10 protein-coding genes and 1 pseudogene are annotated in these 14,747 nt (G+C 40.3%); 7 read left to right on the top strand and 4 right to left on the bottom strand.

Features of this window, described 5'->3' with window-relative positions; translation table 11 throughout:
- Nucleotides 1-15: 15 nt before the first annotated feature.
- Nucleotides 16-783 (bottom strand): DeoR family transcriptional regulator, encoded by a 768-nt coding sequence (locus tag RS130_RS16105; RefSeq protein ID WP_316026767.1) that lies wholly within the window; start codon nt 781-783, stop codon nt 16-18.
- Between the two features lie 599 nt (nt 784-1,382).
- Between RS130_RS16105 and glpK the strand changes: the two are divergent.
- The 6 genes and pseudogenes from glpK (at nt 1,383) to RS130_RS16075 (ending at nt 11,335) form a co-directional block, all read left to right on the top strand.
- Nucleotides 1,383-2,863 (top strand): annotated as a pseudogene (gene glpK / locus RS130_RS16100) (glycerol kinase GlpK).
- Nucleotides 2,864-2,974: 111 nt separating this feature from the next.
- Nucleotides 2,975-5,710: a TonB-dependent receptor gene (locus RS130_RS16095; RefSeq protein ID WP_316026766.1), complete on the top strand. Its 2,736-nt coding sequence runs from the start codon at nt 2,975-2,977 to the stop codon at nt 5,708-5,710.
- A 151-nt stretch (nt 5,711-5,861) separates the two neighbouring features.
- Nucleotides 5,862-7,391 (top strand): tryptophan halogenase family protein, encoded by a 1,530-nt coding sequence (locus RS130_RS16090; protein ID WP_316026765.1) that lies wholly within the window; start codon nt 5,862-5,864, stop codon nt 7,389-7,391.
- Nucleotides 7,392-7,393: 2 nt separating this feature from the next.
- A complete protein-coding gene (locus RS130_RS16085) occupies nt 7,394-8,152 on the top strand; it encodes a SapC family protein (RefSeq protein ID WP_316026764.1) in 759 nt (252 codons plus the stop codon).
- Between the two features lie 66 nt (nt 8,153-8,218).
- Nucleotides 8,219-9,691, top strand: coding sequence for an SLC5 family protein (locus RS130_RS16080; RefSeq protein ID WP_316026763.1), 1,473 nt, complete (start codon nt 8,219-8,221; stop codon nt 9,689-9,691).
- A 24-nt stretch (nt 9,692-9,715) separates the two neighbouring features.
- On the top strand, nt 9,716-11,335 hold the full coding sequence (locus tag RS130_RS16075; RefSeq protein WP_316026762.1) for a glycerol-3-phosphate dehydrogenase/oxidase: 1,620 nt from the start codon (nt 9,716-9,718) through the stop codon (nt 11,333-11,335).
- 148 nt (nt 11,336-11,483) lie between these two features.
- Here RS130_RS16075 and RS130_RS16070 read toward each other — a convergent pair whose 3' ends face one another.
- The 3 genes from RS130_RS16070 to RS130_RS16060 are packed head-to-tail and all read right to left on the bottom strand — an operon-like array spanning nt 11,484 to nt 13,133.
- Complete coding sequence (locus tag RS130_RS16070) at nt 11,484-12,119, bottom strand: mechanosensitive ion channel family protein (RefSeq protein WP_316026761.1); 636 nt, start codon at nt 12,117-12,119, stop codon at nt 11,484-11,486.
- Between the two features lie 20 nt (nt 12,120-12,139).
- The gene (locus RS130_RS16065; protein WP_316026760.1) at nt 12,140-12,334 is read right to left on the bottom strand and encodes a hypothetical protein; all 195 of its coding nucleotides are present in this window, start codon (nt 12,332-12,334) and stop codon (nt 12,140-12,142) included.
- Between the two features lie 13 nt (nt 12,335-12,347).
- A complete protein-coding gene (locus RS130_RS16060) occupies nt 12,348-13,133 on the bottom strand; it encodes a DUF432 domain-containing protein (RefSeq protein ID WP_316026759.1) in 786 nt (261 codons plus the stop codon).
- A gap of 300 nt (nt 13,134-13,433) precedes the next feature.
- Between RS130_RS16060 and purT the strand changes: the two genes are divergently transcribed.
- A complete protein-coding gene (purT, locus tag RS130_RS16055; RefSeq protein ID WP_316026758.1) occupies nt 13,434-14,609 on the top strand; it encodes a formate-dependent phosphoribosylglycinamide formyltransferase in 1,176 nt (391 codons plus the stop codon).
- Nucleotides 14,610-14,747: the final 138 nt, after the last annotated feature.

The following is a 14,747-nucleotide window of genomic DNA, read 5'->3' as shown; positions in this document are numbered from 1 at the left end:
AGTAACAAGGTTTTTTTATTCTATTATATGCGTTTGAACTTTACTCATGGCTAATAATTCGGACAACTCTGGTGACAATTTTTGATCCGTATATAGGTGATCAACTTGGGTGATATTGCCTTGCTTAACCATAGCGCTTTTGCCGAATTTAGAATGATCAGCTGCCAAAATTATACAATCAGAATTGTCTATTATGGCTTGTGCTACCTTTACTTCCCTAAAATCAAAATCTAGTAATGAGCCATCATTACTTATGGCGCTAATGCCGATAATGCCGTAGTCCATTTGAAATTGGGAAATGAAGTCACATGTTGCTTCGCCAATGATCCCTCCATCTTTGTGACGTACCTCGCCAGCTGCCACTATCACAGTAAAATCCTCTTTAGCAGACAGTATGGTGGCCACGTGAATATTATTGGTAACAATATTTAAGTCTTGGTGATTCATTAACGCACGGGCAATGGTTTCAGTGGTGGTACCTATATTAATGAATACCGACGCACCATTTGGAATAATTTTGACTAGCTCTTTGGCGATAGCTTCTTTCGATTCAAGATTCATAATTTTTCGTGAACGATAAGATGTATTCGCTGTAGTGGAAGTATTGGTTGTTTCTGCGCCGCCGTGTCGTCTAACGACTAAATTAATCTCGTCTAAATAATTTAAATCGCGCCGAATTGTTTGAGGTGTGACATCGAAGTGCAAAGCCAACTCTTCGATACCAACAAAGCCCTTTTCCTGTAAATGTTTAACTAATGCAACTTGTCGGGTATTTTGTGGCATTTTCAATCCTTAAAGCCCTGATAGGCTAGGCGATACACATTCAATACGCTCGGTGAGTGGATTAAACATGTTAATTTATGTTTTCGTTATATTATCCAGTTGAAGTTCGTTTTGGAACATATTTTATCAATTATTAGTAATATTTAGAGATTTTGATAGTTATCCATTTGTTAAATTATGTTCAATTTTACAGCGTTCTGTAACATAGTTCTATTTCAGGCTTAAATACTGCTTATGTAGCGCTTAAACTGTGCTTGCAGTATACCTCTTGTTACATTTTTTTATCATGTCAGCTCCCATGAAGTTTCACTTGTTTTCTATGACTAAAGGCCTGTAATAGCTAATTATTACTGGCAAAAACACTAACAGTCGATATAGCCGTTCGTTGTGCTCAGCAGGCAAAGTAGATATTTTTGTTAGAAACGTATAATTAGTTGGCTTTAATTAGAAAACTGTACCAAAGTAGGTGCATTATTTGTTAATGAAATTGTGCTAATGAACTTTACGATGTAATTAAATGAATATTTAATGTTAATAAATGTTGATTTATGTTCGTTTTGGTTTATTATCGTGTTCAAGTTTAATAAGGGTCTTTTAATATGTCAGGTTTTTTCTTATCCATTGATCAAGGAACCACGAGTTCTAGGGCAATACTTTTTACAGAAAAAGGCCGCATACATGCTAGATCTCAGCAAGAGTTTCCTCAGCAGTTTCCTCAAAATGGTTGGGTAGAGCATAAGCCAGCAGATATTTGGCAGTCTGTGTTAACAACCTGCAAAAATGTCATTTCTGAAAATCAAATTGAAGTGAATCAGATCTATGCCATTGGTATTACTAACCAGAGAGAAACGACTTTAGTTTGGGATAAAACTACTGGCCAGCCAATTTATGATGCCATTGTTTGGCAAGACCGCCGCACCGCAGAATATTGTGACAGTATTGCTACAGAAGATGTCAAAGCGCTGATAAGCGACAAAACAGGTTTACTATTAGACTCGTATTTTTCGGCGACGAAAGTACGTTGGATTTTAGAGAATGTTGACGGAGCAAGAGCAAAAGCTGAGAACGGAGAGTTAGCATTTGGTACGGTAGATAGCTATTTGCTTTGGCAACTTACGGGGGACTGTCTCATATGACCGACGCCACCAACGCCTCTCGTACAATGTTGTTTAATATTCACCAACAGTGCTGGGACCCCGAGCTTTTAGCGCTATTTTCTATCCCTGCGTCAATGTTACCAGAGGTGAAAGACTCTGCCGACAATTTTGGTAAAACCAGCGCTTCGTTGTTTGGACAAAGTATTCCAATTTGTGCAGTGGCGGGCGATCAACAAGCGGCGCTATTTGGACAAGCTTGTTTCAACTCTGGCATGGCAAAAAGTACTTACGGTACAGGGTGTTTTGTCATGCAAAATACTGGCTCGACCGCGTTAAAATCAAACAACAAATTACTCACTACCATCGCTTATCGTCTAAACGGTGAAGTAACCTACGCGATTGAAGGCAGCATTTTTATGGCTGGCGCAACGGTTCAATGGCTACGAGATGGCTTAAAAATAATATCAGATGCAAGTGAAAGTGACGGTTTTGCAAATAATACCCCATTAGATCATGGCGTTTATATGGTGCCTGCTTTTACTGGTTTAGGTGCTCCTTATTGGGATCCTGATGCAAGAGGGGCCATTTTAGGATTAACCCGAGATGCTGGTATCCCAGAAATTGTCACAGCGGCGTTGCAATCAGTTTGTTATCAAACCAAAGATCTGCAATTGGCTATGGAGCATGATGGTTTGAAACCGAATGTTTTACGCGTTGATGGCGGCATGTCTAGCAGCAATTGGACCTTATCGTTTTTAGCCAACCTATTAAATGTTTCAGTTGAAAGACCTGAAATAACGGAAACCACGGCTTTGGGTGTCGCCTATTTAGCTGGCTTGCAGCTAGGTATTTATCAAAGTACAGAAGTGATAGCTGCTTTATGGCAGAGCGACAAAGTATACAAGCCTACGATTACCGATGCACTACGACAGAAGCTTTATCAGGGCTGGTTAAAAGCAATTGCCAAAGTAAGGCATGCGTAACACGCTAAAAACACCTATTTTGACCTAAATTCTAGAATTGTTCAGTTATAAATGATTGGCAATTAAAGCTTAGAATAAAAGTAAAAAAACATCTTCTAAGGGGGAGATAATATGAAAGTACGCACACAACACTCAACAAAACTCACAACATTAGCCATCGCCATGGCTACGGCGTTTGCTAGCGGCAATGTCGCGGCACAGGCGGCACCACAAGATGATAATATTGAAGTTATATCAGTACGTGGTGTGGTAAGCAGTTTGAAACGTGCTATGGAAGACAAGAAAATGTCTGCCGTGGTTTCAGACGGGATTGCAGCAGAGGATTTAGGTAAGTTTCCTGATCTAAACGTAGCTGAGTCTTTACAACGTATTACCGGTGTATCAATTGACCGTAGCGGTGGTGAAGGGCAGGCTGTTACCGTTCGTGGTTTTGGTCCACAGTTTAATACGGTATTGGTTAATGGTCGTCAAATGGCTACCGATAGTTCAGGTCGAGAATTCAATTTTGATATCTTAGCGGCAGACCAAATTGTTGGCGCAGATATATACAAAACATCACAATCTACCCTGCAAGAAGGTGGCATGGGTGGTACGGTTAACGTATCAACAGCTAAACCTTTTGATAATACTGGCTTTCAGTTGGTGGGTTCTGCAAAAGGTGTATACGAGAGTTTATCTGAGGAAACATCGCCTTCAGCATCAGTACTTGTTAGTAATACATTTGCCGATGACAAATTTGGTGCATTGTTAGCGATAAGCCATCAAGAACGTGATGTGCAAATTAACCGCATTGAAACAGCCGGATGGCGCCCTAATCAACGCATTGAAAACTCAGTTGATGGTGTACTTTTTGAAAATGCCTACATTCCACGAAACTGGGATCAAATTGTTGACCAACAAGAGCGCACACGTACAAATGCCAGCTTAGTTTTACAATATGCACCATCTGAAGATGTTGTAATAACAGTTGACGGCTTTGTTTCTAAATTTGAAGTTGATTCACAAGTGACTGATTTGGCTTCATGGTTTGAACCAGATCGTGTTGGCTCTGCACAAATTGACGAAGCAACGGGAACACTCGTTTCGTTTACTCAAGAGATGGGGATTGACGCGCAAGGTAGTGGTAACCCAGCGACGGATTTTGTATCTCACACTCGAAATTCAAGAGATTCTACTACTCAAGGTTTTGGGGTAAATGTTGAGTGGGCTATTACAGACCAGTTGGAAGCGACATTCGATCTATCTACTTCAGAAGCAGAAAACGATTTAGCGGGTAAAGATCGTTTTAATGTAGTGGGTATTATCAATAATTATGAATTCGATAGCACAGGTGGAATTCCAACTGTACGTCACGATGGCTTCGAAAATGGCAGCTTGCCAGACGCTGATCTATCTCGTTTGCATTACAATGAGAAAGGCAATAAATTCACTGATGAAGATGAAATAACTGAATTCAAAGCTGATTTTGTTTACACCGCAGACAGCGATGTGTTTAGAACGGCTCGATTTGGTGCTTATAGACAAGAACGTGAAAAGTCGAGTTTTCAAATTTTTGGTAGCCAATGTGTTTATTGTGGTTACGGCACTGAAGCCCCAAATGACGTAATAGATTTTAAATCGTTCACAGCTAAAAACTATTTCCCTGGCTTAATTGATACGTTTTACACCTATGACGGTGACAAATATGTTGATTTCTTAGCCAGTGACGGCAATCCAATTGAAACGTCATTGCAAAATAACCGTTATACCATTAACGAAGATATTACCACTTTGTATATGGACTTTACCTTTGAACATGACTTAGGTGATATGCCACTAACGGTTAACTTAGGCGCACGTTATGCACAAACATCGGTAGATGTATTTGCGGTACAAAGTTTTATCAGTGATGTGGTTAAGACCAGTGATGAGACATTATTTAAGAACGTTTACTCAGCGCCAAACGATATTGTTGGCAGTGCAGACTACGCTAATTTATTACCTAGCCTCAACGTTAAGTTAGCTCTTACCGATGATATGGTCTTACGTTTTGCGAGTTACGATTCGTTAACTCGTCCGACAATGTCACAAATGTCACCTGCTACAACATTTAATGAACCACGTCGTCAAAACTTAACTGCCCAAGGTGGTAACCCAGATTTAAAACCTTTCACCTCTGAAAACTGGGATATTTCTTATGAGTGGTATTACGGCGATGCAAGCTTCTTCACGTTTGCCGTGTTTAACAAAGAAGTAGAAGACTTTATTGTGACTACTAGTGGCATTGAAACCTACACCATGACTGATCGTGTTGGGCCAGACTTCTTATGTAGTACAGCCAATACTGATTTGTGTGCAGACGCCAATGTCGCCGACATTGACGAATTAAATGGTGCGCAAGAAGATTACACAGTTAGTCGTCCACGCAATAGTGAGACCGGTACAGTTAGCGGGTATGAAGTTGCTATTACTCATGTTTTTGAAAGTGGTTTTGGTTTCATTGCCAATGCAACTGTAGTGGATAGTAGCTCTAGTGAAGGATTCGCCTTAGAAGGGTTAGGCGATTCACAGAACTTAGTGGCATTCTACGAAGCTGATAATTGGCAAGCTCGTCTAGCGTTCAACAATCGTGAGTCATTCTTACGTTTAGTTGATAACGGTAGTACCGGTGAACCTGTTAATACTGAAACATACGGACAATGGGATATCAGTGGTAGTTACGATATCAATGAAAACTTCACTGTATTCTTCGAAGGTATCAATATTACCGAAGAAGAGCTGGTACAAACAGGCCGCTTTGCTAATCAAATTTATAGCATTGAAGACAACGGCTCTCGTTATGCTATTGGCGTAAGAGCTAAGTTTTAATTAGCTAAATACAATTTGGCCTGTTGTACAGGCCATTTTTTCAAGTGAATAGTGCGGTTGTTCATTTGAAAAAATGCGTATTTGAATAATGGTTAATAGATAAACAGTTCATGTTTCAATCATGCAAACTAAGTCAAATGGAATAAAGTAAATGACATCTCAGGTTAAAGAAATTGTGATTGTAGGTGGAGGTACAGCAGGCTGGTTAAGCGCGGCTATTATTGCCGCACACCATCAAAAATCTGATGCTGAACAATGTAAAGTAACTTTAGTCGAGTCTTCCGATATTCCAACAGTTGGAGTGGGCGAAGGGACTTGGCCGACAATGAAAAATACCCTTCAACAAATTGGCATCAGCGAAGCCGATTTCTTTACTCATTGCCATGCGACTTTTAAACAAGGCGGTAAATTTGTTGAATGGGTACATGGTAGTGGCGATTTCTACTACCATCCTTTTACTTTACCTTTAGGCTACGGTCGAATCGACTTAGCGCCATATGTAGATAAAATAGAAAATTTTGCCATTGACTCGAATTTCCAATATCAAGTAGCAGATGCCGGTTTAGCACCGAGAACCATGGCTGATGCTGACTACCAAGGTCAGTGCAATTACGGCTATCATTTGGACGCGGGAGCCTTTGCTGATTTACTAAAAAAACACTGTAAAACTAAGTTAAAGGTGCATCATGTGGTCGACACAGTTAGACATGTCGCTACTGTTGAGCAGCAATATATCGAGTCGATTGAACTTGAAAATAGCGGCGTTTTATATGCCGATCTATTTGTTGATTGCAGTGGTTTCTCATCACTGTTGTTAGGTAAAGCCTTAGATGTACCTTTTATCAAAACCGATAAAGTACTATTTAACGACAGCGCGTTAGCCATGCATGTACCTTATAACGATCCTCAACAAGATATTGCTTGTCATACAATTGCCACCGCGCAAAATGCTGGCTGGATCTGGGATATAGGATTGACCAATAGGCGTGGAGTAGGGCACGTTTATGCCAGTGAATTTTTGTCTGATGATGAGGCCGAAGCTAATTTACGGGCTTATCTAGGTGCCGATGCAGAAGGTTTAACCCCTCGCAAAATTAGTTTTCAATCAGGCCACAGAAAGCAGTTCTGGAAAGGCAATTGTGTAGCCGTCGGCATGGCCGCAGGTTTTGTTGAGCCATTGGAAGCCACAGCCATAATGCTGGTTGAAATATCAGCTCGCTACATTGCTGAAAACTTACCACCAGACTCGTCTTTAATGCCCATAGTGGCCAAACGTTTTAATCAGCAAATGGACTATCGTTGGCAACGAATCATTGATTTTTTGAAATTTCATTACATGCTAACCAAGCGTCCTGAGCCATATTGGCAAGCCCATTGCCAAGCCGATTCGATACCTGAAAGCTTACGCGAAGACTTGGCGATTTGGAAATACCGTGGCCCTACCTTAGCTGATTTCACGAGCTCAACAGAACTTTTTCCAGCAGCTAGTTACCAGTATGTATTGTATGGGATGGAGTTTACCCCAGAATTTGAAAGGCAAGCTTACTTGTACGACGAACAGATACAAGCAGATAAAATTATAAAACGAAATCAACAACTAACACAGCAAATGTTAGGCACTTTACCTTTACACCGCGATTACATTGAAAAGTGGTTATCTAGTAGAACGAAAGGAATTTAAACGTGGCGCAATTAGTCGAACTCTCTAGCTCTGCTCATCGAGCTTTAAAACTCAATCCAGATAGCGCCATTCAATTTGTCGCTAAACAGCATTTACTGAATATTCGAGTCAATGAAGTGGCTCAGAGTATCTGTAATTTCCCGTTACTTTTTAACAAGAGTATGCAAACTGGTTATTGGCACTTATCCGCTATAACCAGTTTTGAGGTGGGCAATAGCCTTTTCGTCGAACGTAATCAATGGCAAGCGACGTATCGCCCTAGTTGTATGCAAAGTTACCCATTCTATTTAATGAATTCTGCGCAATCTGACAAAGACTATACCATCGGAATTGATGAGACTAATCCGGCATTTTCTGACGCTGAGGGTGAGGTCTTGTTCGAGTCAAATGGTAAAGGCTCAATGTTTCTAAACCGAGTAAAAAACCTATTAGAGGCTGATATCCAAAATGACATACAAACCTTTAAGTTTGGTAAGACTCTCGATGAATTAGACTTATTAAAATCAATAAATGTCATCGTTCAATATCAAGATCAAAGCCTGCAAACACTTACCGGTCTATATACTATTAATGAGGATAAGTTACATACGTTGTCCGATAGCAAATTGGGAGAGTTAAATAGACTCGGATATTTAACGCCTCTTAACGGCATATTATTGTCAATTTCGCAATTCAATAACTTAGTGCAAAAACATAATAATCGTCAGTCGTCTAGCCAAATACAAAACGTAAAATTGGAACTCACTAAATCAAAATTCTAAGTCTTTTATGTGGCAGAACTATTTCAATTAAACACATTACTATATTAAGTCAATAGGGGAAAAAAAGTGGCAGATCATATCGTTCAGATACTTGTATTTTCGTTAGTTACGGCATTTATTGCGTTGCTAACTTATATGCAATGTAAAGGAAAGGGCCGCGGCGCGGGTACCTCAGAAGGTCAGCAAAATAGAGAGTTCTTTCTCGCCGGTGGTGGCTTGAAATGGTACTTTGTAGCGGGCTCGATCACACTAACCAACCTAAGTACTGACCAGTTGGTTGGGACAAATGGCAATCAAATGTTTCTACTTGCATGGTGGGAATTTGCCGCGGTAATTGGCTTAATCATTTTAGCCAAAGTTTTCTTACCTGTTTATTACAGATATCAATGCACCACTACTACTGAACTATTAGAAAAACGCTATAATAACAAACACATACGAGCTGTTATCGGGATACTTTTCTTTTTAAGTAGTGCGTTAGTTTTTTGCCCTGCGGTGATTTATTCGGGCGCGTTGTTTATGAAAACCATGTTTAATGTGGATATTCCTCTGATGTATATCGCTATTGCATTTGCTACGTTAGGTGCGATGTATGCGATTTTTGGTGGCCTTAGAGCGGTCGCGGTATCTGATACTTATTCGGGCGTGCTGTTGTTGAGTATGGCGGTATTAGTCGTCTTTTTATCTTTAAATGCAATCGACTATGACTTTTCAAATATCCCTGCTGAAAGGCTGACGTTAATTGGTGACAATGACTCGCCTATTCCATGGCATACACTCTTAACCGGTATGCTATTTATCCAGATGTTTTATTGGGGAACGAACCAAGTCATCACGCAAAGAGCAATGGCCGCGCCTAACTTAAAAGAAGCCCAAAAAGGTGTATTTGCAGCCATAGGTTTACGTATTTTAATCGTACCGGCGATTATTTGTATTCCAGGTATTGTTGCATTTGAATTATATGGTGACATTGGTGATGCTGCTTACGGCAGGATTGTTGGTGATTTATTACCGTCTTGGTTATCAGGTATCTTTGCTGCTGCAATGGCTGCCGCCGTACTGTCTACCTTTAACAGTAACTTAAACTCTGCGACTGCGTTATACGTTTGTGATATTCACGAACCTTATATTAACCATAATATTAACGTACCTAAATTAAGTGCTTGGATCACGGCTGGGTTAACGGTTATTACACTTATTTTAGTGCCTGTTTACGCACAAGCAGACAGTATCTTAAACTTGATACAGCAACTTTGGGGACTATTTAGTATGCCTATATTATCAATCTTTATCGTTGGATTAGGCTTCAAAAATGTTCAAGCTGGAGCCGGAATTACGGCGGTAATATTTGGTGTTGTGTTGTATGCCTTGCTGTCTTTCGAGTTCTCTCCTTTTCATGCTCCGTTTGGATTGCATTACATTCACTTGATGTTTATTACCCTAATTTCTTGTGTCTCTGTCGCGCTATTAATCAACAAATTCGTGTATGGACAACGTGCGCAGTTGTCGTGGGCAAATACACCACAAACCAATTCATAACCCTTTAACTTAGTAGAAAATAGCATGAACAATTTACGTAAGAGTAATATCAAAAAGCTGCCAAAAAACGAGTTTGATGTACTCATACTTGGTGGAGGCATAAATGGTGCGGTGTCTGCCGCCGCGCTCGCAGCAAAAGGCGTGAAAGTGGCGCTGATCGACAAAGGTGATTTTGCTGGGTTTACTAGTTCTAACTCATCAAACTTAGCTTGGGGCGGTATTAAATATTTAGAGAGTTATGAATACGCATTGGTCAACAAATTGTGTAAAAGTCGTAACCATTTAATGCGCAGTTACCCATCAACGGTAAAAGAGATCCGCTTTTTAACCAGTATCCAAAAGGGGTTTCGCTTTCCTCCATTTTTCATTTATATGGGGACATTGCTGTATTGGGCAATGGGGCGATTTTTTACAAAGTTACCTAGCTACTTATCAGCTAAAAAGATCAAAAGCTTGGAACAAGTGATTGATACCAACAATGTCAATGGTGGATTCGAATATTCAGATTGTTACTTGTATGATAACGATGCTAGATTTGTCTTCAATTTTATTCGTTCTAGCATGAGCTATGGCTGTATTGCGGCTAATTATGTTGAGTCATTAGGGGCACAAAAAGTAGGGGATGTTTGGCTAACGAAGGCCAGAGACACCATTAGCGGTGAAGAAATGGAAATCCGCTCTAAGTGCATCATCAATGCTTGTGGTCCTTTTGTTGACCCGGTTAATAATGTTGTTGGTGAACAAACAGAGCATCATCATGTTTTTTCTAAAGGGATCCATTTAATTGTTGATAAAATTACCGACAGCAATAAAGTGCTCACGTTCTTTGCTGATGATGGTCGCTTGTTTTTTGTTATCCCTATGGGAACAAAAACCTGCATAGGCACCACTGATACGCAAGTCGAAAGCCCCCATGCCAAGGTAACTGAAGCAGATCGTCAATTTGTTTTAGATAACGTCAACAAGCTTTTAGATCTTGAAAAGCCTATCACTAAAGAAGATGTGATATCTGAGCGCTGTGGGGTAAGACCCCTTGCAATAAAAGGTAAAAATGGCAAAGCTGATTGGGTGCAATTATCAAGAAAACATGCCATTGATACTAATCACACTAGTCGTTATATGTCTATTTTTGGTGGCAAACTAACGGACTGTATAAATGTTGGCAATGAAGTGGCCAATATTGTTAAAGACTTTGGAATTAACCTGCCTTATGCCAGTAAAAAGTGGTATGGCGAGCCAGATAACAGTATCAAAGAGGAGTTCTTACATAGAGCCGAGCTGATGGATTTTGATTCATTAACCCCAGCGTCATCGTCTGAGCCGTTAACTCAGCGATTTTGGCGACGATACGGCAGAAATGCGATAAACATGCTAGAGAGTATTCGTGAAAATCCTCACAAGGGCGAATTGTTAATTAAGAATTCTGAGTATTTAACCGTTGAGTTAGAGCATGCCGCGCAGCGAGAAATGGTGACTAAACTAGATGACTTTTTAAGAAGACGTTCGAAAATTTCTCTAGTGTTAACTCAACAAGAAATCTTATCTGATCCAGGCTTATTAGAAGCTTGTCGTATTCTGTTTGGAGATGAGGCGCAAGCTAAGTTAGACGAATACAAAGAATACGTCGCCCATAATCAGAGTTAATGGTATTGCTACGCTCCCTTGTGGGCATCATTGTCGAGCATTGCATTTCATGGTGTTATATAAAATGCAGTGCTCGATGATCTAACGTGAGCTTACCCCATACCCAGTGCAGGTGTCACTTTGTAAAAACCATCAACATGGTAAGCTTTTATGGTCGTGGCGCTTTATCGTTATCCATGACCACAGATATGGGTTTGCTAGCTTCGCCTGAATACAAACTGATATGAGGGAAGGGTATTTCAATATCTTGTTGATCAAATGTCTTTTTGATTTCTTGGTACATCGTATTTTTTAAAGTTAAGAAGTTTTCTCTTTTAGCCCAAACTGAGAATTGGATATCAACGGACGAAGAGCCAAACCCTAGTAAAATAAATAGAGGTGATGGTTCATCTAAGCACAGGGTATTTTTAGTGGCTATAGCCATGAGTATTTCTTTTACTGTCTCAATATCTTCTTTGTAAGCAATACCAATTTGTAAGTCTGCTCTGCGGATCGGAAATTTAGTCAAGGTGGTAACTTGCGTTTTAATCATTGATTCATTTGGAATACGAACAAACAAATTATCAAAGGTTCTTATTTTAACCGACAATAAATCAATTGAAATAACCTCTCCGGTGGTTGAGTCAACTCTTATCACGTCTCCGATTGAGAAAGGCCGTTCCATCATCAAGAATAGTCCGCTTATTAAATTTGAGGCGGATGTTTGCGAGGCAAAACCGATAGCAACACTAAAAATGCCAGCGGCTCCCAATACAACGCTAAGATCAAACCCTAGCTCTTTCATTACCGAAATAAAAGTAAGAATTAATATGCCGTAAAAAATGACTCTTTTAACAGCGTCATACCGTGTGTTGTTAGTTGCGCAATTTTTAAGCGCCCAACCCCATTGCGTGCTAGACGCGCTAGCAAATAACCTATGATTAATATTAAAAAACCTTTAGCAATGGCAAATACATGGAATTGCTGCATTAAGGTAAGTGTTGTGTTTGTTTCTTCCATTGTGTGTTGACCTCTACGCCACTAAGCTTTTAATGGAGCGCATAAATGTATGCTCGTCTGTTTTTTCTCTGGCCATAGACACGAGTTCTAGGGCTGATTGGGCATTATTCTTCATCAGTTTATCTATCCTAAAAGAGGGGCGATCTCCATCTAAATGATGTATTAGGCATATTTTATCCGTCCAAAATTGCTCACTGCTATCCACGTATAAATTTAAAAAAGGTAAGGGTAGGCTAATTCTATCGATCACTAATAATTCATCGTGTTCATTAGAAATACTGATAGTGGTAATCGCTCGGTGAGAGCGCTTTTGAATATTAGTTAGGTTAACCTTTGCTTCGGTGTATTTGGAATAGCAGAGTTCTCCCACCATAGTAGAGGGACCAAACCACGAGTCGGAAGGCTGCCAAAACGGTATGTCACTAATTGGTGAGCTATTAACATGGCTGTAAAAAGCTAACCACATAGGCGAACTTACAAATAACTCGACTTTTTCACCTGGCAGTACATTTAAGGTTGAACTTGGTCTGACAATCACGGAACGATTGGCGAGTAAAGGCGCAACATTTAATGATCCTAGCGTTTTATTCAGTAAGTATCGTTTAGGAACAACATCTGACAAAGACTGCTCGTTAGACGATTCTTCTAGGACTAAGGGTTCAAAATTCTCCTCGCTGGTATGTTGATCCCAAACCAGCCATTCTGACGGTTTGCGTTGTACACAAATTTTACGCTCACCTATTCGCCATGCTTTTATTTGGTCAACTTTGAAATTTATGTCACCCCACCATTTATTCATTCACTCTATCTCACTTTAGTTATAAAAGCTCTTAACAAGCCAACCAATAATACTTGCTAATGTATACAGGACAGACTCCTGTAAAGCCAGATTATTCATAACGAGACAATAATACAGAGCGAGCTGCGCAAGCAAGCATAAATAGGTTGTCAAAGCCTAGGGAGATCGCCGCGCTTTTCAATTGCTACATTTGTTCTGTGCTAATTATTTCAATCATTAAGTTATATATTTTTACTACTGTGCTTAGGCAACTTCAGTTATGCTGTTTTCAAATGTATTTGTAAATGAATAGAGGGATTAATGTTAGGTACAGCTTGTTCAACTTCTGCGACAAAAGTCATGATGTTAGGGTGCGGTGAATTAGGTAAAGAAGTAATAATTGAATTGCAACGACTAGGTATTGAAGTCATTGGTGTTGACCGATACGAAAATGCGCCCGGTATGCAAGTAGCCCATAGAAGTTATGTTATTAATATGCTCGATGGTCAAGCGTTACGGCAATTAGTTGACAAGGAGCAACCTGATTACATTGTTCCTGAAATAGAAGCAATTGCCACTGATACCCTAGCCGAATTAGAAACTGAAGGGTTCAATGTTGTGCCTAGCGCCAAAGCGACACAATTAACCATGAACCGAGAGGGTATCCGCTGTTTAGCCGCTGAAACTCTGGGGTTACCAACTTCACAGTACGTGTTTGCCGCTACTTTTGCGCAGTTTACTGCAGGTATTGAACAAGTCGGTTTACCTTGCGTGGTTAAACCAATCATGAGTTCCTCAGGCAAAGGGCAGTCTCTTATTCGTAGCCAAGATGAGATTGAAAAAGCGTGGCAATATGCGCAAGAAGGAGGTCGTGCCGGCAAAGGTAAAGTCATTGTCGAAGGGTTTGTCGATTTTGACTATGAAATTACATTGCTGACAATTAGTGCCAAAGACGGGATCCATTATTGTGCGCCTATTGGTCATCGCCAAGAAGATGGTGATTATCGAGAATCATGGCAGCCAGCGGCAATGTCGGCTATTGCCATTGAAAAAGCTCAAGCTGTAGCGAAAAGCGTGGTTCAGGCGTTAGGTGGCTTTGGATTATTTGGGGTGGAGTTATTTATTAAAGGTGATGAGGTTATTTTTAGTGAGGTTTCACCTAGGCCTCACGATACGGGTTTGGTCACACTTATTTCTCAAGACCTGTCAGAATTTGCCCTACATGCGAGAGCAATATTAGGCTTACCTATCAATCAAATTGAACAATACGGACCCAGTGCTTCCGCTGTTGTGTTAAGAGAAGGGACGTCAAATGACATCCGTTATTCGGGTCTCGAAGAGGCATTGTCTCAGCCACAAACGCAAATTCGCTTGTTTGGTAAACCAGAAATTGATGGCAGGCGACGTTTAGGCGTGGTGTTAAAACGTCACAGCTCTATCGAAAAAGCAGTGGAAGTGGCAGTGAATACAGCTGCTAAAATTAACGTTCATCTTTGATTTAGTCTTAAAAAACGAGGCGAGGGGACCCGCCTCTTAAGTCCGTTCACCATGCATTGTCCGCGGGCGCTCTATCGGCGGTTAACTCCAATAGATTGGGCAATTCTGGTTACATTTGTTTTGGCTGAACGTCACACA

Origin of the sequence: Paraglaciecola aquimarina, from assembly GCF_032464635.1 — a bacterium.
Lineage (GTDB): Bacteria > Pseudomonadota > Gammaproteobacteria > Enterobacterales > Alteromonadaceae > Paraglaciecola > Paraglaciecola aquimarina.
The sequence above is the reverse complement of the archived record's forward strand: the minus strand, read 5'-3'. Positions and strand labels throughout refer to the sequence as shown.